A 22,529-nucleotide genomic window follows, 5' to 3' on the forward strand; every position below is an offset into this window, starting at 1 on the left:
CCAGCGGCCTGGCCAAGCCAGTTCCGCGGGTGTTCGCGCATGGCCTGCTCCGCGGCCTCCGGTGTCATGATGACGCGGCCGGTCCCGGTGTCGCGCAGTATCGCGACCCATTGACGCGGCGTTACGGCCGGCCGCTCCCGCGGTCCGGCCGCAGCGGCTGCAGCAGCGGCCGCAGCCCGTTGTGGTCGATCTCGTGCATCAGCGCGAGCAGCCGGCCGATCTCCCCTTTCGGAAATCCCTCGCGCGCGAACCAGGCCAGGTAGTTGCCCGGCAGGTCGGCGATCAGCGTGCCCTTGTGCTTGCCGAAGGGCATCGGGAGGGTGGCGAGGCGCTGGAGGTCGTCGGGGTTCATGGGGCTGCGCAGGGAGGGCGCAGCGAACGATAGCCGATGGCGCCGCGGCGCCTCTTCCCTATTCCGCCGTGATGTTGGCCGCCTTGATGATCTGCGCCCACTTGCGCGTCTCGGCGGCGATGAAGGCGCTGAACTCGGCGGGCTGTCCGCCGCGCAGCTCCAGGCCCGCGGCCTCCGCCTTGCGGCGGACCTCGGGATCGGCCACGGCGGCGCGGATCTCGGCGTTCAGGCGCTCGGCGACGGCGGCGGGCGTGCCGGCCGGCGCGAGCATGCCGTACCAGCCGTAGCCGACGACGGTGGGCAGCCCCTGCTCGCGCAGCGTCGGCGCCTGCGGATAGAGCGGCGTGCGCGCCTCGTTGGCGACGCCCAGCACGCGCAGCTTGCCGGCCTGGATGTGCGGCACGGCGGTCGAGATCGCGGTCAGCGTGGCGTCGATGCGGCCTGCCAGCAGCTCGGTATAGGCCGCCGCGTCGCCGCGGTACTGGACGACGATGCCCGGCGTGCCGGAGCTGCGCAGCAGCAGTTCGGCCGTCAGGTGCGGCGCCGAGCCGGGCCCCGGGGAGCCGAAGGTCGCGCCCTTGGGGTCGGCCTTCGCGTGCTTGAGGAATTCGGCGAGCGTCCTGTAGGGCGCCTCGGCGTTGACGACGAGGAACAGCGGCGCGATGGCGGTGCTGCCGATGGCGGTGAAGCTCTTGTGCACGTCGTAGGGCAGGTCCTTGTAGAGCGCCTCGCCGATGGCGATGGGCGCCGCGGCGTGCAGCAGCGTGTAGCCGTCCGCCGGCGCCTTGGCGACGTACTCGTTGGCGATGCGCGTGCCCGCGCCGGCCTTGTTCTCCACCACGACGCTCTGCCCGAGCCGGCGCGACAGGAAGTCGCCGAGCACGCGCGTCAGGATGTCGTTGGAGCCGCCGGCGCCGTAGGGCGAGACCAGGCGGATCGGCCGTGCGGGCCAGGCCTGGGCCCGGGCGGCAGCGGCCCACGGGAGCGCCAGCGCGGCGGCGGTGGTGGTGAGAAGGCGGCGGCGGTTCAGTGTCATGGTGTGTCTCCGTTCGATTTGGGGTGCGGGTGTCAGAGCGGCCGGATGGGCGGATAGGCGAAGCGCCGCTCCAGGTGGTCGGCATGGGGCTGGTAGAGCCGCAGCACGACGTAGAACGGCTCGCCCTGCGGGGCAGGCAGCCAGTTGAAGCCCGGCCCGGGGTCGTCGGCCTGCAGCCGGATCGCGAGGCTGCCGTCCGCGTCGTGGCACAGCCCCGGCGTGCGGTCGCCGATCGAGTAGCGGTGGATGGGGTTGGCGACGAAGAGGCAGTCGCTGCGCCGGTACATGGTGAGCGACCAGAAGGCGCCCACCTTCGGGCCCGCGCCCGGCGCGAAGCGCAGCTCGTAGCGCCGCGCGCCGTCGAGCGGCGCGCCATGGGCGTCCACCTCGGCGGTGGGGTACATCGCCTCGTCGATGCCGAGGGCGCCGATGAAGTTGCGGGCGATGCGGGCGCGCGTCAGGTGGTCGCCGCCCCAGTGGGTGCGCACCACCACCGGGATGGCCCAGCCGCCGCCCAGGTCGTGCGGCTGGCCGCCCGTGCGCAGCCGGTCGTAGACGGCGGGCAGCGCGCGGGCGAGGGCGTCGGGTGCGGGCGGCCAGGACAGCGGCTCCTCCGGCGGCGGCGGGTTGCGCCGCAGCGCCGCGTCGACGATCGAGCGGTAGGGCGCCGGCGACGGGACGCGCGTGTCGCGGCCGTCGATCCAGGTGTCCACGCGCATCGCCGCGTCGCTGCCGTCCGGGCGCACGAGCCGCATCGCGGACTGCAGGCCGCGCACCTGCTGCGCATCGGGCCCGTCGTCGTCCACCAGGATGCGGCCGATGATCCACACGTCGTCGCCCGGCGCGGCGATGGTCTGCGTGATGCCTTCGGGGACCGTGCCGCGCCACGACGGGCCGTGCACCAGCGTGCGCTGGGCGCGGCTGCCGGTCGTCCGGCGGCCCACGTAGGCGAAGGGGTTGGTCCAGGCGTCCAGCAGGCCCAGCGTCCAGTAGCGCTCGCCCATGTCGGGCGTGTCGATCACGACCGGCCCCTCGGACAGGTCCAGCCAGGCGTTGCTGTAGACGGTGTCGTTGTTCGGGCTGACGACCTCGCGGTCCTCGGGGCCGAGCCGGCGGTGCGTGTGGGTGAACTGGTTGACCCAGCGCAGCGTCGCGCCGCGGTCCTGAGAGGCGAAGCCCAGGACGGGATGGCGGCGCGCGGTGGTGGCCGCGCGCATGCGCATCATCTCGAAGAGCGGCAGGGTCTGGATCACCGCCTGCTCGGCGGCGGTCGGGGCAAAGAGCGTCTCGGCAGGCATGCTGGCTTTCGTCGTTCAGGCCACGGCGCCGGCGCGGCGCAGTGCGGCGATCTCGTCCTCGCCGTAGCCGGCCTCGGCCAGCACGCGGGCGGTGTCGGCGCCGCAGGCGGGCGCCGCGGGCGGCGTGGCGCGCGGCGATTCGCCCAGGCGGTAGGGCAGGGCCAGCGCCTGGTAGCGGCTGCCGTCGGCGGCCACCGCGTCGACCAGCATGCCGCTGGCCTGCACGTCGGGGCTGTGCAGCGCCTGCCGGTAGCTGCGCACGGCGCCCGCGACGATCTGGTGGCGGCCGAGCAGGGCCACGCATTCGTCGCTCGTGAGTGCCGAGAGGCATTCGCGCAGCACCGCCCGCAGCGCGTCGCGGTGCTGCACGCGCAGGGCGTTGGTGCGAAAGCGCTCGTCCGTCGCCAGCGCCTCGCGCCCCATCACGCGGCAGAAGCGGGCCCAGTGCTCGTCCGCGTAGGCCGACAGCACGATGTGGCCGTCGCGCGTCGGCACCACCTCGGCGGCGGGCGCGTTGTGCGGCTGCCCGTCGCCGATGCGCGTGGGCTCCGGCGCGCCGCCCAGGTAGTCGCACCAGGTGGTGGCCTGCAGGTGCATCGCCACCTCCAGCAGCGAGGTGTGTAGCGTCTCGCCGGTACCGGTCTTCTCGCGGCCGTAGAGCGCGGCCAGCACCGCTTGGGCGCCCAGGTGCGCCGCGGCCGCGTCGATCACCGGCACGCCCACCTTCTGCGGCAGGCGGTCGGGTTCGCCGGTGACCGACATCAGGCCGCTTTCCGCCTGCGCCGCGATGTCGTAGCCGGGGCGCTCGCGCGAGGGGCCGCGGTCGCCGAAGCCGGAGATCGACAGGTAGACCACCCGCGGGAAGCGCCCGCGCACGGCGGCGGGGCCCAGCCCCAGCGATTCCACCGCGCCGGGGCGCAGGTTCTGGACGACGACGTCGCTGTGCGCGATCAGGCGCCAGGCGACCTCGCGGCCGGCCTCGCTCTTGAGGTCCAGCGCGATGGATTGCTTGCCGCGGCTGTAGGCCCGCAGCATCGACTCGCCGTAGCGGCCGATGTGCCGCGCCTGGTCGCCGCCCGGCGGCTCGATCTTGATCACGCTGGCGCCGAGTTCCGCCAGCACCATGGCGGCGCCGGGGCCGGCGATGTACTGGCCCAGGTCGATGACGCGCACGCCCTGCAGCGGCGCGGCGGGCCGGGGCGTCTCCTGCTGTTGTTCCGTATCCATTGCCGGCGACCTTATCCCCGCCGGCGATTCTTGAAAATTCGATATTCGTGAGGTGTCGATCACAATTGGTGATCGCCTGTATCGCGGGGGGATTCGACATGGACGCCAAGACCGACCGCCTCGTGCGCAAGCTGCGGCTGAGGCACCTGGAGCTGCTGGTCGCGCTCGCGGACACGCCGACGATGCGCGGCGCGGCCGCGCGGCTGCACCTGAGCCAGCCGGCCATCAGCAAGATGCTGGGGGAGATCGAGGGCTGCTTCGGCGAAAGGCTGTTCGAGCGCGGCCACCAGGGCATCCACGCCAACGCCCTGGGCAGGGCCGCGGTCTACCGCGCCCGGGCGGTGCTGCACGAGCTGGTGCGCGCGACGGAGGACGTCGACGCCCTGCGCGACGGCGTGGCCGCCGTGCTGCGCGTGGGCGCGCCGTCCGTCACCGCCACGGTGCCGGCCGCCATCATCCGGCTGCGCGAGCGCCTGCCGGGCGCCGCGGTGCACGTGCGGGAAGGCCGCGTCCACGAACTCTTCCGGCGCCTGCTCGACGGCGAGCTGGACTGTGTGTTCGCCGCCGTCACCCCCGAGCTGCTGTCGGGCGACATGCTCCCGCTGCTGCGCCCGGAAGTCCTCCTGGGCGACGAGCTGTGCGTGATGGCGGCGGCCTCGAACCGGCAGGCCGCCCGCCGCGGCCTGCGCTGGGCCGACCTGCGTGGCGCGCCCTGGGTGGTGCCGCCGAAGGAGACGCTGGTGCGCCAGGCCTTCATGACGGCCTTCCTGAACGACGGCGCGACGCCGCCGGAGCCGGTGGTCGAGGTGATGTCGTCGGTGACGATCGGCGCCGTGCTGCGCATGGACCCGTCGCTGCTGTGCGCGGTGCGGCTGGAGCAGGCCATCGACGAGATCGCCCGCGGCGGCGTGCGCCGGGTGTCGGTTGCGCCGGTCATGGGCCTGCCGTCCTTCGGCCTGTACACGCGCAGCGGGCGCGCCGACCCGCCCGCGGTGCTGCGGGCCTTCGCCGAGGCCGTCAGGCAGGTCGGCGAACGCCTGGCATCGCGGCGCCGGCCGCGCTAGCGGGGCGGCCGCTTCGCGATCCCCATCGTCTTCGCCAGGATGCCCAGCATCACCTCGTCGGCGCCGCCGCCGATGGAGGCCAGGCGGCCGTCGCGGTACAGGCGCGAGACGCGGTTCTCCAGCGTGAAGCCCATGCCGCCCCAGAACTGCAGGCAGGTGTCGGCCACCTCGCGCGTGAGGCGGCCGGCCTTGAGTTTCGCCATGGAGGCGAGCTGCAGCACGTCCTGCCCCGCCAGGTACAGGTCGCAGGCGCGGTAGGTCAGGGCGCGCAGCGCCTCCACCTCGGTCTGCAGCTCGGCCAGCTTGAATTGCACCCACTGCTGGTCGGCCAGCGTGGCGCCGAACAGGCGCCGCTCCTGCGCCCAGCCGATGGTCTGGGCGATGCAGTCCTCCATCGGCACCAGCGCGCTGGCGGCGCACCACAGCCGCTCCTCCTGGAACTGCTGCATCTGGTAGACGAAGCCCTGGCCCTCCTCGCCGATGCGATAGCGCTGCGGCACGCGCACCTCGTCGAAGTGGATGAGGCCGGTGTCGCTGCTGTGCATGCCGATCTTGCGGATCTTCCCGGCCTTCTCGATGCCGGGCCGGTCCATCGGCACCATGACCAGCGACTTGTTCCTGTGTGCCGGCCCGTCGCCGGTGTTGACCAGCATGCACATCCAGTCGGCCTGCAGGCTGTTGGTGATCCACATCTTCTGGCCGCTGATGACGTAGTCGCCGCCGTCCTTGCGCGCCACGCTCCGGATGCCGGCCACGTCGCTGCCCGCGACGGGCTCGCTCACGCCGATGCAGCCCACCTGCTCGCCCGCGATGGCCGGCGCCAGGAACTCGCGCCTGAGCTCGTCGCTGCCGAAGCGCGCCAGCGCCGGCGTGCACATGTCGGTCTGCACGCCGATCGCCATCGGGATGCCGCCGCAGCTCACGTGGCCCAGCGTCTCGGCCATCGCCATGGCCCAGGAATAGTCGAGCCCGGCGCCGCCGTAGGCCTCGGGCTTGTTCAGGCCCAGCAGGCCCAGCGCGCCCAGGCCCTTGAAGATCTCGTGCAGCGGCGCGATCTCGGCCGCTTCCCACTCGTCCACGCGCGGGTTGATGTGCTCGTCGATGTAGCGGCGCAGCGTCTGCTGCATCTGCCGGTGCTCGTGCGTGTAGTGCATCGTCGCGGTCTCCTGCTGCGGGGGCGTGGCGGGCGGGGGCCGTCCACTCTAGGCGGCGCGGGGCGGGCGGGCTTGTGCCAAGTGGCTGCCGGCGGCGGCCTTACAGTGCGGGGTCGTCCCGTTTCCACTTCGCACCTGTCCGCCATGACCCGTCTCGGCACCCCCCTTTCCCCCCAGGCCACCCGCGTGATGCTGCTGGGCTCCGGCGAACTCGGCAAGGAGGTGCTCATCGCCCTGCAGCGCCTGGGCGTGGAGACCATCGCCGTCGACCGCTACGAGAACGCACCCGGCCAGCAGGTGGCGCACCATGCGCGCACCATCGTCATGAGCGACCCGGCGCAGCTCAAGGCGCTGATCGAGCAGGAGAAGCCCGACCTGGTGGTGCCCGAGATCGAGGCCATCGCCACGCCGGTGCTGGAGGCGCTGGAGGCGGCCGGCACGGTGAAGGTGATCCCCACCGCCCGCGCCGCCCGCCTCACCATGGACCGCGAGGGCATCCGCCGCCTGGCCGCCGAGACGCTGGGCCTGCCGACCAGCCCCTACCGCTTCTGCGACTCGCTGGGGGAGCTGCAGGCCGCCATCGACGAGGGCATCGGCTACCCCTGCATCGTCAAGCCCGTGATGAGCAGTTCGGGCAAGGGCCAGAGCCGCATCGACGGCCCGCAGGACGTGCGCCGGGCCTGGGACTACGCCATGGCCGGCGGCCGGGTGAGCACCGGCCGCGTCATCGTCGAGGGCTTCATCGACTTCGACTACGAGATCACGCTGCTGACGGTGCGGGCCCGCGGCGAGGGCGGCGCCGTGCAGACCCGCTTCTGCGAGCCCATCGGGCACTTGCAGGCCCACGGCGACTACGTGGAAAGCTGGCAGCCGCACCCCATGCACCCGGCGGCGCTGGCGCGCGCGCAGGAGATCGCCGGGCAGGTGACGGCCGACCTGGGCGGGCTCGGCATCTTCGGGGTGGAACTGTTCGTCAAGGGCGAGCAGGTGTGGTTCAGCGAGGTGAGCCCGCGACCGCACGACACCGGCCTGGTGACGCTGGCCACGCAGTGGCAGAGCGAGTTCGAGCTGCATGCGCGCGCCATCCTCGGCCTGCCGGTGGACACCGCGCTGAAGAGCCCCGGTGCCAGCGCCGTGATCTACGGCGGCGTCGATGCGGTGGGCATCGTGTTCGACGGCGTGGACGAGGCGCTGGCCGTGCCCGGCGCCGACCTGCGCCTGTTCGGCAAGCCGGAGAGCTTCGCCCGGCGCCGCATGGGCGTGGCGCTGGCGCACGCGGACGATGTGGAGACAGCGCGCCGCCACGCCCGGGAGGCGGCCTCGCGCGTCAGGCCGCGGGCAGCGGGCTGAGCCCACCCCTCAGCGTTTCGGGGGGGACGCCGGCGGCAGGGTCGATCGGGTCGATGAGCGCGTGCCGCACCACGATGTCGCGGTCCACCATCTTGGCGCGCACCTCCGGCTCCACCGAGGGCTGGAGCAGGTCTTCCCCGGCGTGGCCGCGGATGCTCTCCAGGTTCTCCCACACCGAGGCGACCACCACCTCGAGCGTGCCGTCCGGCAGGCCGCGGAACAGGGCGGTGGCATAGAGGTTGCCGGGCGCCCCGCGCAGCCGGGGCAGCGTGATCCGGTCCAGGTACTCGCGGCATTCATCGCCCAGTTCGAGCCGGATCCAGAAAGTCCAGGAGCGGAGGATGTGCTTCATGACGGGGTGGGCGGACAGCGGCGGGCGTTCTTGTTGTTAATGCCATTGTCTACGTTTCGCCCGCCGGCCGACCCGGCCGCCCGACCGTTCGTCAGGCGGCGAAGCGCCGCCGGGTGAGCGCCAGCGCCGCCCAGAAGGCGGCCACCGCATAGGCCGCCAGCGTCAGCGCCGGCTGCAGCCAGGCGGCGGGCCACTGGTCCATGAACAGCGGCCGCACCAGCGCCACCGCGTTGGCCAGCGGCAGCCAGCGCGCCACCGCCTGCACCGCGTCGGGCAGCTGCTCCAGCGGGAAGAACACGCCCGACAGGAACATCATCGGCGTCATGAACAGCGTGAAGTAGTAGGTGAAGAAGTCGTAGCTCTTCGCCAGCGCGTTGAAGATCAGCGCGATGCTGGAGAACACGATGCCGCAGCCGGCCAGGATGAACCAGGCCGCCAGCAGCTTGGGGCTGTGGCTGATGCCCAGCCCCAGCATCACCAGCAGGATGGCGGTGACGGTGAACAGCGACTTGAAGGCGGCCCATGCCATCTCGGCGAAGACCACGTCGTCCAGGCCCACCGGCGCGTTCATGATGCCGTCCCAGGTCTTCTGCACATGCATGCGCGAGAAGGCCGAGTACAGCGCCTCGAAGCTGGCCGCGTTCATCGCGCTCATGCAGATCGAGCCGCTGGCCAGGAACAGGATGTAGGGCACCGCCCGCCCGTCCACCTGCACCTGCCCCACCAGCGCGCCCATGCCGTAGCCGAAGGCCACGAGCCAGATCAGCGGCTCGGCGATGTTGCCGATCAGGCTGGGCAGCGCCAGCTTGCGCCACACCAGCAGGTTGCGCAGGAACACCGGCCACCAGCGGGCGGTGATGGCGGGCGGGCGCCAGGGCGAGGGATCAGCCGTCTTCACGGATCTGCCTTCCGGTGAGCTTGAGGAACAGGTCTTCCAGGTTGGCCGGGCGGTGGAAGATGCGCAGGCCGCCGTGCGCGGCCAGCGCGTCGAGCAGGCGGCGCGCGTCCTGCGTGTAGAAGAAGACGGTCTCGCCGCTCACCTCCACCCGTGCGGCGAACTGGCGCAGCGGCGACGCGGCCAAAGCCAGCGCCCCGTTGCCGTACACCTCCACCACGTCGGGCTCCAGGTGTTCGGCGATCAGCTCGCGCGGACGGCCCTCGGCGATCTTGCGGCCGTGGTCGATCACCAGCAGGCGCGAGCACAGGCGCTCGGCCTCGTCCATGAAGTGCGTGGTCAGCAGGATCGACTTGCCCTGCTGCAGCAGCGTCTGCAGGCGCTCCCACATCAGGTGGCGCGCCTGCGGGTCGAGGCCGGTGGTGGGCTCGTCCAGCAGCAGCAGCTTCGGGTCGTTGACCAGAGCGCGCGCCAGCGACAGGCGCCGGCGCATGCCCCCGGAGAGCTCGCCCGGCTTGGCGTCGGCCTTGTGCGAGAGCGCCGCGAAGTCCAGCAGCTGCGGCACCTTCGGCGCGAAGGCGCGGCGCGAGAAGCCGAAGTAGCGCGCGTAGACCACCAGATTCTCGGCGCAGCTGAAGTCCGGGTCGAGCGAGTCGAACTGGCTGACCACGCCGAGCTGCGCCTTGATCGCCCGCGCGTCGCGCGGCATGGCCAGGCCGTCCATCGCCACGATCTCGCCCGCGTCCGGCGCCGTCAGGCCCAGGCACATGCGGATGGTGGTGGTCTTGCCGGCGCCGTTGGGGCCGATCACGCCCAGGCATTCGCCGGGTGCGATCTCGAAGGAGAGGTCGTCCACCACCGTGGTGTCGCCGTAGCGCTTGAAGAGGTGGCGGGCCTGGAGGAGCGGGGCGGAGGGCACCGCGGCATTGTGGCAAAGGCCGCCGCGGCGCCGGCGCCGCCCCGGCGAACACTGTGTTTCGCCGGCCGTGCGCCGAAGGACAATCGCCCGCCAGCATGGACTACCTGCTCTTCGACCACAGCGAGGGCGACGACGGCGTCGGCCTGTTCGAGGCCATGGCCAGCGTCGCCCCGGTGCGTGCCGCTGCCGTGGAGGCCGAGATCGGCCAGGTGCTGGCGTGGGCCGAGGCTGCCTTCCCCGGCCGGCGCGCGCCGGTGGAGGCGGGCGGCGAATGGGACGCCGACCTGCACGTGGAGGACGACGAGCATGGCCCCGCGCCGCGGCGCACCTGGACGCTGTCGGTCGTCGGCACGCCCGCCTTCTGCGCGGCCTTCCGCGAACGCTTCGCGGACGCGATCGCCTGACGCGGAACGCCTTCAGCCGTGCACGGTGCGGCTGTCCTCGGGCGCCTCGTTGCGCGCGTCCATGCCGTAGTCGCGCACCACCGCCGCCACCCGCAGCCGGTAGCCGGCGAACACGTGGTCGCGGCCGGCCGCCTGGGCGCGGCGGTGCGATTCGAGCCGGCGCCACGCGGCCAGCGCGGCCTCGTCGCGCCAGAAGCTCAGGCTCAGCAGGCGGTCGGGGTCGCTCAGGCTCTGGAAGCGCTCGATGGAGAGGAAGCCGTCCATGCGTTCCAGTTGCGGCCGCAGCGCCGCCGCGGTGTCGAGATATGCCTGGCGCTGCCCGGGCGCGGGCTGCACTTCGAAGATCACGGCCATCATGGGGAGGTCTCCTGGTCGAAAAAGGGAATGCGGCAGTTGGCCGAAGGCCGATGGCCGGCGGGCAGCGTCAGCATGCCTTCGCCGGCGCGGGTGAGTAGCGATTCCAGCGCCGTCGCCGCGATCGCCAAGGCGATGGACTGCCCGGGACAGCGATGCATGCCGTGCCCGAAGCACAGCAGCCGACGTTCCGCGCGGTCGAGGTCGAAGCAGCCCGGCGCCGGGTGCAGGGCCGGGTCGTGCTGCGCGGCCGCCAGCACCAGCAGCAGGCCGTCGCCGGGCGCCAGGCGCGCGCCCTCGAAGGCCATCGCCTCGGCGGCGAAGCGGCGCGTGTTCTGCACCGGCGCATCGTGGCGCGCCACCTCGGCGACGAAGCCGGGCAGGCGGCCGGGATCGGCCGCGAGCGTGGCGTGCAGGTCGGGCCGGCGCGCCAGCGCGGCGAGGGTGTTGCCCAGCAGCGCGGCGCCGGCGTCGCAGCCCTGCACCAGCAGCCCGGCCAGGTTCGAGCGGAAGACCGCCGACCGGCCCACCGCCGCGCGCAGCGTGCCGGCCGCGTCCTGCAGCGCCAGCGCCGCGGCGCCGGCGGCCGCCCATTGCGCGGGCGTCGATGCGGGCGACAGGCCCTCGGCCAGCCGGCGGGTGGCGTGCACGAGCGCCTCCAGCGCGTCGTCGCCGAAGCCCAGCAGCGCGGCGAGCGACGCCACGGGCAGCGCGAAGCAGAGTTCGTCCAGGGGCCGGCGGCCCAGCAGGCGTGCGGCGCGCAGCGTGGCGGCCCGCACGGCGGCAGCGTCGAAGGCCGACAGCAGCGCCTGCAGCGCCGGCTTGTGTTCGGCATGGACGGCGCCGTCGTTCCAGCGCACGAGTTGGCCGAACAGCGCCCCGGCCGGCGTGCCCGCCAGGCCGGGCGGCACCGGCGCACCGGGCGGGCGCACGCGCAGCGCGGGATGCGCCAGCGCCCGGCACACCACGTCGGCGCGGCCGGCCACCCACAGGCCCAGCGCGGCATCGAACTGCAGCGGCGGCCCGTTGCGCAGGGCGGCGTACCAGGGGTACGGATCGGGGTGCGAGACGGCGGCGACGGCGTCGCGCGGCGGCGGCAGGTGGGGTGCGTTCATGGCGCCACTGTCGGCCGTCCCGGTCGGCCTCGCTTCGCCCGGCATCGAAGCGTCGGCCGCGCCGCCGCCGTAGCATGCGGCGCATGGACATGCCCCTGCCCGACCCCGACACGCGGCTGGCCCGCCTCGCCGGCGCGATCGCCGAGCCGGCCCGCGCCCGCATGCTGAGCTGCCTGATGGACGGGCATGCACGCACCGCCACCGAACTGGCCGCGGCTGCCGAGGTGGCGGCCTCCACCGCCAGCGCGCATCTGGCGCGGCTGCAGCGCGAGGGCCTGGTGAGCCTGTGGACGCAGGGCAGGCACCGCTACTTCCGCCTGGCCGACGAAGACGTGGCCGCCGCGCTGGAAAGCCTGATGGTGGTGGCCGGCGCCGCCGCCGGCCCGGCCTTCCGTCCCAGCACGCCGGCTCGCCTGCGCGCCGCGCGTACCTGCTATGACCACCTGGCGGGCATGGCCGGCGTCGCGCTGCACGACCGGCTGCATGCGCAGGGCTGGCTGGCGGGCCTGCGCAGCGGCGCCTACACGCTCACCGAAGCCGGCGAGCGCGGACTCGAAGGACTGGGCCTGGACCTGGCCGCCGTGTTGCGCAGCCGGCGCCGGCTGGCCTGCCCCTGCCTGGACTGGAGCGAGCGCCGCCCGCACCTGGGCGGCGCGCTGGGCGCGGCCTGCCTGCAGCTGGCGCTGCGGCGCGGCTGGCTGCGGCGCGAGCTGGACGGGCGGGCCGTCACCGTGACGCCGAAGGCGCGGCGCGAGGCGCCCGGGCTGTTCGGCCCGGCGTAGCGGCTGACATCAGCGCACGGGCGCGTCCAGGCGCAGCAGCCGCAGCAGGTTGTCGCGCCCGACCCGCGCCTGCGCCCCGGGGCTGAGCTGGCGCAGGAAGTCCTGCACGCTGGCGAACTTCATCTCCTCGCTGGCGCGGCTGCGGTGGCTGGCGTCGGTGCCGACGACGAAGCGCTCGGGCATGGCCTCGATCAGCGCGAGCCATTCGGGCCACACCCGCTGCCCGTCGCGCAGCAGCGTGAACTCCGGCGAGCGCGGATGGCGCGGCCAGGTGCGTGCGCTCAGTTCGTAGGTCAGTTGCGGATGCGCCTCGAGCATGCGCCGCGCCAGGATCAGGGGCGTGTAGCCGCCGTGGGCCCAGATCACCGGCACGTCGGGGAAGCGGTCCAGCAGCCGCGACAGCGCGTCCATGCGCGTGGATTCGACGTGCAGCAGCACCGGCACGCGGTGCCTGCGCGCCAGCGCCATGATGCCGTTCATCATGGGGCCGTCGAGGTCGTGGTCCATCTCGCCGAAGCCGGCCGAGGCGAAATGCACCGCGTTGATCTCGCCGATGCCGTGGTAGCCGCCGCCGGCCAGCAGCGCGTCCAGTTCGGCCAGCAGCGCGGAGGCCACGGCTTCGTCCCCGCTCCAGGCCGCGCGGTAGGCCTGCCGCTCGGGCGAGACCGAGGCGAAGGCGATGAAGCGCTGCGGATGCCGGCGCGCCGCCTCGGCCACCGACCGGTTGCTGCTGCGTCCGCCCCAGAACACCACCGCGCGCTCGGCGCCGAAGCGCTCCATCATGTCCAGCTGCAGGCCTTCGTCGTTCAGGTGGGCATGCGCGTCGATGAACGGGATGGTCTGCGCCGGGCACGACGCCGCGGCCAGCGACAGCGCCAGGGCGGCCCAGCGTGCAGGAAGCCGCATGGCCGCCGGCGCTACTGGAACGCCACCTCCGCGAAGCTGCGCAGCTTGCGGCTGTGCAGGCGCGTGGTGCCCTCGGCGCGCAGGATGTCGATGGCGCGCATGCCGATGCGCAGGTGCTGCTCCACCCGCTCGCGGTAGAAGTGGTTGGCCATGCCGGGCAGCTTGATCTCGCCGTGCAGCGGCTTGTCGGACACGCACAGCAAGGTGCCGTAGGGCACGCGGAAGCGGAAGCCGTTGGCGGCGATGGTGGCGCTTTCCATGTCCAGCGCCACCGCGCGGCTCTGGCTGAAGCGGCGCTGCGGCTCGTTGCCCGGCAGCAGCTCCCAGTTGCGGTTGTCGGTGCTGGCGACGGTGCCGGTGCGCATGATGGCCTTCAGCTCGGCGCCGCGGCAGCCGGTCACGTCGGCCACCGCCTGCTCCAGCGCGAGCTGGATCTCCGACAGCGCGGGCAGCGGCACCCACAGCGGCAGCTCCTCGTCGAGCACGTGGTCCTCGCGCACGTAGGCGTGGGCCAGCACGTAGTCGCCCAGCTGCTGCGTGTTGCGCAGCCCGGCGCAGTGGCCCAGCATCATCCAGGCGTGCGGGCGCAGCACGGCGATGTGGTCGGTGATGGTCTTGGCGTTGGCCGGCCCCACGCCGATGTTGACCATGGTGATGCCGCTGCAGTCCTCGCGCACGAGGTGGTAGGCCGGCATCTGCGGCAGGCGGCCGGGCGGCGTGCCCTGCAGCGCGGCCAGCGCGTCGGCGAGCGCGCCGGCCTGTTCCGGCTTCAGGTTGTGGCGCCGCGTGACCACGTTGCCCGGCTCCACGAAGGCGATGTACTCGCTCGCCTCGTCGGCCATCGCCTCGTGGCCCAGCCGCACGAACTCGTCGATGTAGAACTGGTAGTTGGTGAACAGCACGAAGTTCTGGAACCAGTGCGGCGCCGTGCCGGTGTAGTGGCGCAGGCGGTGCAGCGAGTAGTCCACCCGCGAGGCGGTGAACAGCGCCAGCGGCTCCGCCTCGCCGGGCCGCGTGACGTGCGTGCCGTTGGCGATGCCGTCGTCCATGGCGGCCAGGTCGGGCAGGTCGAACACGTCGCGCATCAGCGCGCGGCGATCGGGGCTGAGCGTGCCCTCGATGTGGTCGTTCTCGGCGAAGGAGAAGTGCACCGGGATCGGCTGGGTGCTGGTGCCGATCTCCAGCTCGATGCGGTGGTTGGCGAGCAGCAGGCGGAACTGGTTCTCGTAGTAGCGCGCGAACAGGTCGGGGCGGGTGAGCGTGGTCTCGAAGCGGCCGGGGCCGGCGACGAAGCCGTAGCTCAGGCCGGCGGTGGCGGGCGTGGCGTTGCGTGTGCTGGTGTGCGTGTGCACCCGCACGAAGGGGTAGCAGGCGCGCACGCGGCCCGGCAGCGTCTCGCCGGCCACGAAGCGCTGCATGGCGTCGCGCAGGTGGGCCAGGCCCTCGTCGTAGATGCGCTGCACCTGCGCCAGCGCGGCGGCCGGATCGGTGAAGCGGACGGGGGCGACGAAGGGGGGCATGTAGGGCATGGCGGCATTGTGCAATGGGCGCGATGGCGGGCGCGTGGCAGCGCTGGCCCTACAGTGGCGCACCATGAGCAAGGACCCCGCACCCCGTTCCGCCGGCCAGGCGCCGGCGCTGGCCATCGACGGCCACGTCGCCACCCTCACCCTGCGCCGTCCGGCCGTCGCCAACCGCCTGGCGGCCGCCGACCTGCCGGTGCTGCGCGCGCACGTCGACGCCGTGAACCGCGCCGAGGGCGTGCTGGTGCTGCTGCTGCGCGCCGAGGGCCGCCATTTCTGCAGCGGCTTCGACATCGCCGACATGGCGGCCAGCCAGGCGGAGGGCGCCGGCTTCGGCGACATGGTCGATGCGCTGGAAGACTGCCGCGCCGTCACCGTCGCGGCCGTGCAGGGCGGCGTCTACGGCGGCGCCACCGACATCGCGCTGGCCTGCGACTTCCGCGTCGGCAGCGAGGCGGCGCAGATGTTCATGCCGGCCGCGCGGCTGGGCCTGCATTTCTACGAGAGCGGGCTGCGCCGCTACGTCGAGCGGCTGGGGCTGGACACGGCCAAGCGCCTGTTCCTCACCGGCGAGACGCTCGATGCGCGGGCGATGCGCGAGATCGGCTTCCTGACGCATCTGGTGACGCCGGAGGCGCTGGAGGGCGCGGTGCAGGCGCTGGTCGCGCAACTGGCCGGCATGGCGCCGCTGGCGCTGCTGGGCATGAAGCGGCACCTCAACCGGATCGCGCGCGGCACGCTGCCGGAAGGCGCGGTGCGCGAGGCGACGCTGCGCACGCTGGCGTCGGACGACCTGCGCGAAGGGCAGCTCGCGTGGAAGGAGAAGCGGCCGGCGCGCTTCACCGGGCGCTGAGCGGCCTCAGCTCGCCAGCAGGCATTCCACCAGCCGCGCCAGCATCTCCTGCGCATCCGCCACCGGCACCGCGCCGGGCAGCGCCACGTCGCCGTGCATCACGAACACCGGCGTGCCCCACTTCAGGCCCAGCGCCATCTCCGACAGCGTGCCCATGTTGCCGCCGATGGCCGCCAGGCAGACGGCGCTGCGCGCCACCAGCGCATTGCGCATCTCGCCCATGCCGGTGGCGATGGCCACGCTGAGCCACTCGTTGGCGTGGCGCTCGTCCTCTTCGGGCAGGATGCCGATGGCGATGCCGCCGCCCTCGCGCGCGCCGCGCGAGGCGGCCGCCATCACGCCGCCGCGGCCGCCGCAGACGATGGCAATGCCGGCCAGCGCCAGCGCGCGCGCCACCTCGCGCGCGGCCTCGCACACCGTGGCGTCGCCGTCGCCGGGGCCGATGATGCCCACCGGCCGGCGGTGGCGCCGCGGCCCGCGCTGGCGCTCGGCCAGGCGCGCCAGGGCCTGCGCCAGCGGCGCGGGGTAGTCGTCAATGCGCGGCGGGGCCGCGTTCTCGTCTGCGTGCAATCGCATCTCCCAGTCCCATGACGATGACGCACAGCGCCATCAGCAGCAGTGACAGCGCCGCCGCCACGCCGAAATCCGAGCCGCCGTCGCCCACCTGCGCATACAGCATCAGCGGCAGGATGTTCAGCTGCGTGCCCACCAGCGCCAGCGCCGTGCCGTAGGTGCCCATCGCGATGGCAGCCACCAGGCAGGCGTTGGCGAGCACCGAGGGCGCCACCTCGGCCAGCACCGTGTCGCGGAAGGCGCGCCAGCGCGTGGCGCCCAGCGTGCGCGCCGCCAGCATCGGCCGCAGGTCGAGGTTGGCGAACACCGGGTACAGCGACAGCGCCACCCGCGGCACCAGGTAGTAGGCATAGGCGAAGCCCAGGCCCGCGGCGCCGTAGATCCAGCCGCCCACGCGCGCCGGGTCGGCGCCCAGCATCGCCAGCAACTGCGTGACGAAGCCGGCGCGGCCGAAGGCCAGGATGAAGCCGTAGGCGATCACCAGCCCCGAGAAGGCCAGCGGCAGGCCCAGCAGCGTCATCATCCAGCGCCGCCGCCCCTCGGGCTGGCGCGCCAGCTCGATGGCGACCGCGGTGCCCACCAGGGCCGACACGCCGCCCGCCGTGAGTCCCAGCGCCAGCGTGTTGCGCAGCGCGCCGGGCAGCAGCGGGTTGGCGAACAGGCGGGCGAAGGCCTTGCCCTCGCCGCCGAAGGCCTCGGGCACCAGCGCGCCCAGCGGCAGCGCGAAGAACAGCAGCATGAAGGCCCAGGCGGGCCAGGCGCCGAAGCGGCGGATCACGGCTACTTCGCCAGGGTGGCCTGCGCCCAGAGCTGGTCCACCTCGGCCTTGCGCGCCGAGGCCTTGACCACGTCCAGCGGGCGGATCTGCGGCGCCGCCGGCATCTTGGCCGCCACGTCGGCCGGCAACTGGATGCCCGGCACCGAGGGCCGCACATAACCCTGCGCGAAGAGCTGCTGCCCGGCCGTGCTCATGATGAAGTTGAGCCACAGCTTGCCGGCGTTGGGGTTGGGCCCGTTCTTCACCAGGCTGATGCCGTAGGGCGCGGCCACGCTGGCCTCCTTGGGGATCAGCACCTCGCAGGCGTCGCCCATGCCGTCCACGTGCTTGGCCTTCAGGCCGTCGTTCTCGTAGCTGATCCAGACCGGGATCTCGCCCTTGAGGAACTTGGCGTAGGGCGTGGTGCCCTCCACCCGCTGCACGTTGCCGGCCGCGTGCAGGCGGCCCAGGTAGTCGGTGCCCGCCTTGACGTTGTCCACGCCGCCGCCGTTGGCGTACGCGGCGGCGAAGACCAGCACCTGCCCGACGCCGGTGCTGCGCGGGTCGAGGTAGGTGACGGTGTTCTTGTACTCGGGCTTGAGCAGGTCGGCCCAGCCGGTGGGCACGTTCTTCACCAGCTTCCTGTTGACCAGGAAGGCGATGTTCAGCGTGTGGATGGTGAACCAGCGGCCCTCGGCCTCGCGGAAGACCTCGGGCAGCTTCTCGAAGTTGACCGGCTTGAAGGGCGCGACCACGTCCTTCTTCACCGCGTCGACGGCCGAGGCGGCGAAGTAGTAGGCGGTGTCGGCCTGCGGGCGGCGGCGCATCTTCTCCAGCGCCACCACGGTGGCAGCCGAGCCCAGGTCGTTGTAGGTCAGCTCGATCTCGGGGTAGCGCTTCTTGAAGTCGCGGAAGAGCGACTTCCAGTTGGCCCACTCGGGGCCGGTGTCGAAGGAGACGCACATGCCCTCCTTCTTCGCTTCCTCGTACAGCGCCTTCTCGCCGGCGTACAGCTCGGGGCCGTCGAAGGCGAGGGCGCGCCCGGCGAGCGCGGCCAGCGGCAGCGTGCCGGCGGCCTGGATCAGTTGTCTGCGTTGCATGCGAGGCTCCTTGGAGGGGTGGAGGGGAAAGCGGTGGTTGTCAGTCGTCCAGCAGGCGGATGTGCTCGGGGGCGACGGCAATGGCCTGCGCGGCGGGCGCATGGCCTTCGGCGAGGAAGGGGCGCGGCGCGCCGGCCACCTCGAAGTCGTAGCGGGTGATGGAGCCCAGGTAGCGCGCCGCGCCGGCCCGGCCTTCGAGGCGGTTGGGCGTGCCGGGCGCGGGGTCGGGCAGCACGTGCTCGGGCCGCACCAGCAGGTGCACCGCCTGGCCGGCGCTGCGGCCTTCGGTCGGCGCGGCCAGTTCGGCGAAGCCCAGGTCCACGCGGCCGGGTGCCGAGACGCGGCCCGGCAGCAGCGTCGAGAGGCCGACGAACTCGGCCACCGCGCGCTGCGCCGGCCGCTCGTACAGCTCGCGCGGCGTCGCCATCTGCAGCAGGCGGCCGTCCTTGAGCACGGCCACGCGGTCGGCCATCGCCAGCGCCTCTTCCTGGTCGTGCGTGACCAGCAGCGTGGTGGCGCCGAAGCGCCGCTGCAGCGCGCGGATCTGATCGCGCAGGTGGCCGCGCACGCTGGCGTCCAGGGCCGACAGCGGCTCGTCCAGCAGCAGCGCGCGCGGGTCGATGGCCAGCGCGCGGGCCAGCGCCACGCGCTGCTGCTGCCCGCCGGACAGCTGCGCGATGGCGCGCTGCGCGTAGTCGGCCAGGCCGACCACCTCCAGCAGTTCGCGGGCCCGCGCGCGGCGCTGCGCCGCCGGCTGGCCGCGCAGCGCCAGGCCGTAGGCCACGTTGTCCTGCACCGACAGGTGCGGGAACAGCGCGTAGCTCTGGAACACCATGCCGATGCCGCGCCGGTGCACCGGCGTGCCGGCCATGTCGTGCCCACCGAGCGCGATGCGGCCGCTGTGCCCGGTCTCCAGCCCGGCCACCAGCTTGAGCAGCGTGGACTTGCCCGAGCCGCTGGGGCCGATCACTGCGACCAGCTCGCCGTCGCCCACCTCGAAGGAGACGTCGTGCAGGCCCTGGCTGCTGCCGGGGTAGTGGTAGCTGACGCGGTCGAAGACGAGGCTCATGACGATTTGCGCAACGCGGAAGAGGAAAGCAAGGCCGCCAGGCAGGCCAGCAGCAGCAGCACGACGGTGGCGGCGCAGGCGAAGCCGGTGGCGCCGTAGAAGGCCTGCAGCAGCACCACCGGGTAGGTGCGGTTCTGGAAGCCCGCCAGCAGGTTGGAGAGGTTGAACTCGCCGATCGACAGCGCCGCCACCATCACCAGCCCCGACAGCAGGCTCTGGCGCAGGCTGGGCATCACGATGCCGGTGAAGCGCTGCCACTCGGTCGCGCCCAGCGTGGCGGCGGCCTGCTCCAGCCGCTCCAGGCCCAGGTGGCGCAGGTCGGTCAGCAGCGTGTTGGTGAGGTAGGGCAGGGTGGCGATGGCGTGCGCCGCCACCAAGAGCGGCGTGCTGCCCAGCCAGGGCATCGCGTCGGTGTTGAAGACGATCATGTAGCCGAAGCCCAGCGTGATGGCCGGCACCGCCACCGGCATGGCGCTGACGATGCGCGAGGCCAGCGCGTGGCCGCGCCGGGCGCCGTGGTACAGGGCATAGGCCAGCGGCAGCGCCAGCACGGCGTCGATGGCGCAGGCGGCCAGCGCCACCGTCAGGCTGCTGACGAAGGCCTTGCGGAAGGACGGGTCGGTCCAGAGGTCGGCGTACCAGTGGCCCGTGAGGCCGGAAGGCAGCAGCGTGTTCGTCCAGCTCTGGCCGAAGCTGCCCACCACCAGCAGCGCCATCGGCAGCAGCAGGTACAGGCCGTAGACGAGGGAAATGCCGCGAACCATGTCTCCAAATTCCGTGTCTTGTGCGCCGCAACACTTTCCGGCAGCGACTGTGCAGGATGTTGGCGCCGGAAAATTCTAGGAAGACATGCGCCGTCGATGCGTGAAAGTTGGATGACTTCCGTTGAGCAGATGGAAAATGTTTGTCCTCTCCCGCTCAAGCCTCCCGCACGCCTTTTTCACCTATGAAGCGCGACTGCCCCACCATCCAGGAGCTGCTGGCCTTCGACGCCGTGGCGCGCTGCGACAGCCTCACCCAGGCCGCGGGTGCGCTGTGCATCACCGTCAGCGCCGTGAGCAAGCAGCTCGCCGGGCTGGAGGCTTTCCTCGGCGTCAAGCTGCTGCGCAAGCACGGGCGCGGGGTGCAGCTCACGCCGCAGGGACGGGCCTACTGGCAGAAGATCGCGGGCAGCCTGCGCGCCATCGAGACGGCGACCTACGAGGCACGCTCCGGCGGCGGCGACGTGGGCCTGCTCACGCTCGCCAGCGTGCCGACCTTCCTGACGCGCTGGCTGATCCCGCGGCTGCCGGAGTTCCGGCGCCGCCACCCGCAGATCACGCTGAGCTTCAGCCGCCACCTCGATCCGTCCGACGGCATCCCGCCGCGCGTCGATGCCGCGATCCGCTACAGCCCCGGCGAGTGGCCGGGCGTGGTGGCCGAGTACATCGCCGGCCGCGAGTTCGTGCTGATCGCCTCCGACGCGCTGGCCGGCGGCCAGCACCGCATCCGCCGGCCGGCCGACCTGCTGGGCCACACGCTGCTGCACCACGAGGAGGCCACCGCCGCCTGGCCGCAGTGGGCGGCGCAGCACGGCGTGCCCGAGGGGCAGGTGTCGGCCGGCCCGCGCTTCGCGCAGTACTCGGCGCTGATCCAGGCGGCGCGCAGCGGGCTCGGGCTGGGCCTGGTGCCGCGCGTGCTGGTGGAGGACGAGCTGGCGGAGGGCGCGCTGCACAGCCCCTGCGGATCGCCGGTGGCGGTGGAGCAGGGGCACTTCCTGTGCTTCCGGCCGGACCGCATGCACCTGCCGGCGTTCGCGGCGTTCCGGGACTGGCTGCTGGCGGAGGGCGCCCGTTCGCGGGGCGCCCTCGGCTGAAAGCCGGGACGCCTTCGATCAACCCCTACCGTTCGGGCTGAGCCTGTCGAAGCCGGGTGCCGCGCTTCGACAGGCTCAGCGTGAACGGTGGAGGGTGAGCATCTCAGCGTGAACGGTTGGGGGTGAGCACCTGCCAGCTTCCTCATCCCACCGTCGGCTCGCGCATCGTCACGAACTCCTCCGCCGCCGTCGGGTGGATGCCGATGGTCGTATCGAACTGCGCCTTGGTCGCGCCCGCGCGCATCGCCACCGCGAAGCCCTGCACGATCTCGCCGGCCTCGGGGCCGACCATGTGCAGGCCCACCACGCGGTCGCTCTTCGCATCGACGACGAGCTTCATGAAAGTGCGCTCCTCGCGGCCCGAGAGCGTGTGGCGCAGCGGCTTGAAGTCGGTGGCGAAGATGCGCACCTCGCCGAACTTCGCGCGCGCCGCCGCCTCGGTGTAGCCGCAGGTGCCGACGTTGGGGTGCGTGAAGACCGCGGTCGGCACGAAGTCGTAGTCCATGCGGCGCCGGCCGTCGCCGAAGAGGCCGTCCACCACCACCATCGCCTCGGCCAGCGCCACCGGCGTGAGCTGCAGGCGCGTGCAGACGTCGCCCACCGCGAAGACCGAGGGCACGCTGCTGCGGTACTCGTCGTCCACCACCACGGCGCCGCGCGTGTCCAGCTTCACGCCGGCCGCCTCCAGGCCCATGCCCTCGGTGTTCGGCCGGCGGCCGGTGGCGAAGAGCACGGTGTCGGCCTCCAGCACCTGGCCGCGCGCCAGCGAGACCGAGAGCCGGCCGGTCGCCTCGTCGCGCGTGATCGTCTCGGCCTGCGTGTTCATGCGCAGGTCGATGCCGGCCTTGCCCATCTCGCGCGCCAGGAACTCGCGTACGTCCTCGTCGAAGGCATCCAGCAGGTGGGCCCGGCGTACCAGTTGCGTCACCTGCGCGCCCAGGCCGCGGAAGATGGAGGCGAACTCGCAGGCGATGTAGCCGGCGCCGACCACCACCAGCCGTTGCGGGAACGCGGGCAGGTCGAACACCGCGTCCGACACCACGCCCAATTCGGCGCCCGGCAGGTCGGGCAGAACCGGCATGCCGCCGGTGGCCACGAGGATGTGCTTCGCCGTGTGGCGCCGGCCGTCCACCTCGACCGTGTGGCCGTCCACCAGTTGCGCCCAGCCCTGCAGCAGCGTGACGCCGGCACCGTCCAGCAGGCCCTGGTAGACGCGGTTCAGCCGGGCGATCTCCTTCGCACGGTTCGCCTTGAGCACGCGCCAGTCGAAGCGCGGCGCCTCGGGCAGCGTCCAGCCGTAGCCCGGCGCTTCCTCGAAAGCCTCGGCATAGCCGGCGGCGTAGCTGTAGAGCTTCTTCGGGATGCAGCCCACGTTGACGCAGGTGCCGCCGAGGGCCGCGCACTCGGCGAGCGCCACGCGGGCGCCGCGCTGCCCGGCCATGCGCGCGGCGCGCACGCCGCCGCTGCCGCCGCCGATGACGAAGAGGTCGAAGTCGAAGGAGGACGGGGAAGCGGGGGAGGGCACGGCGCAGCCTTTCGCGGGATCGGTTCGGAGCCGGCCACTGTAGCCAGCCTTCGCCGCGCGCGCCGT

General features: G+C 72.9%; 24 protein-coding genes. 6 read left to right on the forward strand and 18 right to left on the reverse strand.

The genetic code is table 11. From position 1 onward, the window contains the following. Positions 1-121: 121 nt before the first annotated feature. From ACIY1X_RS08150 to ACIY1X_RS08165, 4 genes are read right to left on the reverse strand one after another with little or no spacing between them, the layout of a single operon-like run. Entirely contained in the window at positions 122-352 is a 231-nt protein-coding gene (locus tag ACIY1X_RS08150; RefSeq protein ID WP_399679693.1) for a DUF3820 family protein, read from the reverse strand. A gap of 58 nt (positions 353-410) precedes the next feature. Then, a complete protein-coding gene (locus ACIY1X_RS08155; RefSeq protein ID WP_399679695.1) occupies positions 411-1,388 on the reverse strand; it encodes a Bug family tripartite tricarboxylate transporter substrate binding protein in 978 nt (325 codons plus the stop codon). Positions 1,389-1,420: 32 nt separating this feature from the next. Beyond that, positions 1,421-2,686 carry a DUF1254 domain-containing protein gene (locus tag ACIY1X_RS08160; protein WP_399679696.1) on the reverse strand — a complete coding sequence of 422 codons (1,266 nt, stop codon included), beginning with the start codon at positions 2,684-2,686 and terminating at the stop codon, positions 1,421-1,423. 15 nt (positions 2,687-2,701) lie between these two features. Beyond that, on the reverse strand, positions 2,702-3,913 hold the full coding sequence (locus tag ACIY1X_RS08165; protein ID WP_399679698.1) for a CaiB/BaiF CoA transferase family protein: 1,212 nt from the start codon (positions 3,911-3,913) through the stop codon (positions 2,702-2,704). Between the two features lie 98 nt (positions 3,914-4,011). Between ACIY1X_RS08165 and ACIY1X_RS08170 the strand changes: the two genes are divergently transcribed. Beyond that, entirely contained in the window at positions 4,012-4,977 is a 966-nt protein-coding gene (locus ACIY1X_RS08170) for a LysR family transcriptional regulator (RefSeq protein ID WP_399679700.1), read from the forward strand. Here the strand turns inward: ACIY1X_RS08170 and ACIY1X_RS08175 are convergent. Next, positions 4,974-6,131, reverse strand: coding sequence for an acyl-CoA dehydrogenase family protein (locus ACIY1X_RS08175; protein ID WP_399679702.1), 1,158 nt, complete (start codon positions 6,129-6,131; stop codon positions 4,974-4,976). The genes ACIY1X_RS08170 and ACIY1X_RS08175 overlap by 4 nt on opposite strands. 144 nt (positions 6,132-6,275) lie before the next feature. Between ACIY1X_RS08175 and purT the strand changes: the two genes are divergently transcribed. Next, the gene (gene purT / locus ACIY1X_RS08180; RefSeq protein ID WP_399679703.1) at positions 6,276-7,481 is read left to right on the forward strand and encodes a formate-dependent phosphoribosylglycinamide formyltransferase; all 1,206 of its coding nucleotides are present in this window, start codon (positions 6,276-6,278) and stop codon (positions 7,479-7,481) included. On the opposite strand, the gene ACIY1X_RS08185 is transcribed toward purT, so the two are convergent. The 3 genes from ACIY1X_RS08185 to ACIY1X_RS08195 all read right to left on the reverse strand — a co-directional run bounded on the left by ACIY1X_RS08185 (position 7,459) and on the right by ACIY1X_RS08195 (position 9,647). Next, a complete protein-coding gene (locus tag ACIY1X_RS08185) occupies positions 7,459-7,833 on the reverse strand; it encodes a hypothetical protein (protein WP_399679705.1) in 375 nt (124 codons plus the stop codon). The two genes, purT and ACIY1X_RS08185, sit on opposite strands and share 23 nt — an antisense overlap. Positions 7,834-7,924: 91 nt before the next feature. Further along, positions 7,925-8,731, reverse strand: a complete 807-nt coding sequence (locus ACIY1X_RS08190; RefSeq protein ID WP_399679707.1) for an ABC transporter permease — start codon at positions 8,729-8,731, stop codon at positions 7,925-7,927. Beyond that, positions 8,718-9,647 (reverse strand): ATP-binding cassette domain-containing protein, encoded by a 930-nt coding sequence (locus ACIY1X_RS08195; RefSeq protein ID WP_038211253.1) that lies wholly within the window; start codon positions 9,645-9,647, stop codon positions 8,718-8,720. Before ACIY1X_RS08195 ends, ACIY1X_RS08190 begins: the two co-directional genes overlap by 14 nt. Positions 9,648-9,742: 95 nt before the next feature. Here ACIY1X_RS08195 and ACIY1X_RS08200 point away from each other — a divergent pair, with 95 nt between their 5' ends. Then, on the forward strand, positions 9,743-10,051 hold the full coding sequence (locus tag ACIY1X_RS08200; protein WP_399679708.1) for a hypothetical protein: 309 nt from the start codon (positions 9,743-9,745) through the stop codon (positions 10,049-10,051). A 12-nt stretch (positions 10,052-10,063) separates the two neighbouring features. On the opposite strand, the gene ACIY1X_RS08205 is transcribed toward ACIY1X_RS08200, so the two are convergent. Next, positions 10,064-10,408: an antibiotic biosynthesis monooxygenase family protein gene (locus ACIY1X_RS08205; RefSeq protein ID WP_399679710.1), complete on the reverse strand. Its 345-nt coding sequence runs from the start codon at positions 10,406-10,408 to the stop codon at positions 10,064-10,066. Continuing rightward, positions 10,405-11,520: a cytochrome P450 gene (locus ACIY1X_RS08210; protein WP_399679712.1), complete on the reverse strand. Its 1,116-nt coding sequence runs from the start codon at positions 11,518-11,520 to the stop codon at positions 10,405-10,407. The genes ACIY1X_RS08205 and ACIY1X_RS08210 overlap by 4 nt, the downstream gene beginning before the upstream one ends. An 89-nt stretch (positions 11,521-11,609) precedes the next feature. Between ACIY1X_RS08210 and ACIY1X_RS08215 the strand changes: the two genes are divergently transcribed. Beyond that, positions 11,610-12,302 carry a helix-turn-helix transcriptional regulator gene (locus ACIY1X_RS08215; protein ID WP_038211337.1) on the forward strand — a complete coding sequence of 231 codons (693 nt, stop codon included), beginning with the start codon at positions 11,610-11,612 and terminating at the stop codon, positions 12,300-12,302. Between the two features lie 9 nt (positions 12,303-12,311). Here ACIY1X_RS08215 and ACIY1X_RS08220 read toward each other — a convergent pair whose 3' ends face one another. Continuing rightward, the gene (locus ACIY1X_RS08220) at positions 12,312-13,208 is read right to left on the reverse strand and encodes an amidohydrolase family protein (protein WP_399679713.1); all 897 of its coding nucleotides are present in this window, start codon (positions 13,206-13,208) and stop codon (positions 12,312-12,314) included. Between the two features lie 11 nt (positions 13,209-13,219). Then, complete coding sequence (locus tag ACIY1X_RS08225; RefSeq protein WP_399679715.1) at positions 13,220-14,737, reverse strand: AMP nucleosidase; 1,518 nt, start codon at positions 14,735-14,737, stop codon at positions 13,220-13,222. Positions 14,738-14,801: 64 nt separating this feature from the next. Between ACIY1X_RS08225 and ACIY1X_RS08230 the strand changes: the two genes are divergently transcribed. Then, positions 14,802-15,584 carry an enoyl-CoA hydratase/isomerase family protein gene (locus ACIY1X_RS08230; protein ID WP_399679716.1) on the forward strand — a complete coding sequence of 261 codons (783 nt, stop codon included), beginning with the start codon at positions 14,802-14,804 and terminating at the stop codon, positions 15,582-15,584. A 6-nt stretch (positions 15,585-15,590) separates the two neighbouring features. On the opposite strand, the gene ACIY1X_RS08235 is transcribed toward ACIY1X_RS08230, so the two are convergent. Genes ACIY1X_RS08235 through ACIY1X_RS08255 form a run of 5 tightly spaced genes read right to left on the reverse strand, consistent with a single transcriptional unit; the run spans position 15,591 to position 19,847 of the window. Next, entirely contained in the window at positions 15,591-16,160 is a 570-nt protein-coding gene (locus ACIY1X_RS08235; protein WP_399679717.1) for a TIGR00725 family protein, read from the reverse strand. Next, positions 16,117-16,932 carry an ABC transporter permease gene (locus tag ACIY1X_RS08240; protein ID WP_038211334.1) on the reverse strand — a complete coding sequence of 272 codons (816 nt, stop codon included), beginning with the start codon at positions 16,930-16,932 and terminating at the stop codon, positions 16,117-16,119. Before ACIY1X_RS08240 ends, ACIY1X_RS08235 begins: the two co-directional genes overlap by 44 nt. A 5-nt stretch (positions 16,933-16,937) precedes the next feature. Further along, positions 16,938-18,014, reverse strand: a complete 1,077-nt coding sequence (locus tag ACIY1X_RS08245) for an extracellular solute-binding protein (RefSeq protein ID WP_399679719.1) — start codon at positions 18,012-18,014, stop codon at positions 16,938-16,940. Positions 18,015-18,054: 40 nt separating this feature from the next. Continuing rightward, positions 18,055-19,083 carry an ABC transporter ATP-binding protein gene (locus tag ACIY1X_RS08250; protein ID WP_399679721.1) on the reverse strand — a complete coding sequence of 343 codons (1,029 nt, stop codon included), beginning with the start codon at positions 19,081-19,083 and terminating at the stop codon, positions 18,055-18,057. Beyond that, positions 19,080-19,847, reverse strand: a complete 768-nt coding sequence (locus ACIY1X_RS08255; RefSeq protein WP_399679723.1) for an ABC transporter permease — start codon at positions 19,845-19,847, stop codon at positions 19,080-19,082. The genes ACIY1X_RS08250 and ACIY1X_RS08255 overlap by 4 nt, the downstream gene beginning before the upstream one ends. Before the next feature lie 182 nt (positions 19,848-20,029). Between ACIY1X_RS08255 and ACIY1X_RS08260 the strand changes: the two genes are divergently transcribed. Further along, positions 20,030-20,938, forward strand: coding sequence for a LysR substrate-binding domain-containing protein (locus ACIY1X_RS08260; RefSeq protein WP_399679725.1), 909 nt, complete (start codon positions 20,030-20,032; stop codon positions 20,936-20,938). 142 nt (positions 20,939-21,080) lie between these two features. Here ACIY1X_RS08260 and gorA read toward each other — a convergent pair whose 3' ends face one another. Next, the gene (gene gorA / locus ACIY1X_RS08265) at positions 21,081-22,463 is read right to left on the reverse strand and encodes a glutathione-disulfide reductase (RefSeq protein WP_399679726.1); all 1,383 of its coding nucleotides are present in this window, start codon (positions 22,461-22,463) and stop codon (positions 21,081-21,083) included. Between the last annotated feature and the right edge of the window lie 66 nt (positions 22,464-22,529).

Origin of the sequence: Xenophilus sp., from assembly GCF_044462705.1 — a bacterium.
GTDB lineage: Bacteria > Pseudomonadota > Gammaproteobacteria > Burkholderiales > Burkholderiaceae_C > Xenophilus > Xenophilus azovorans.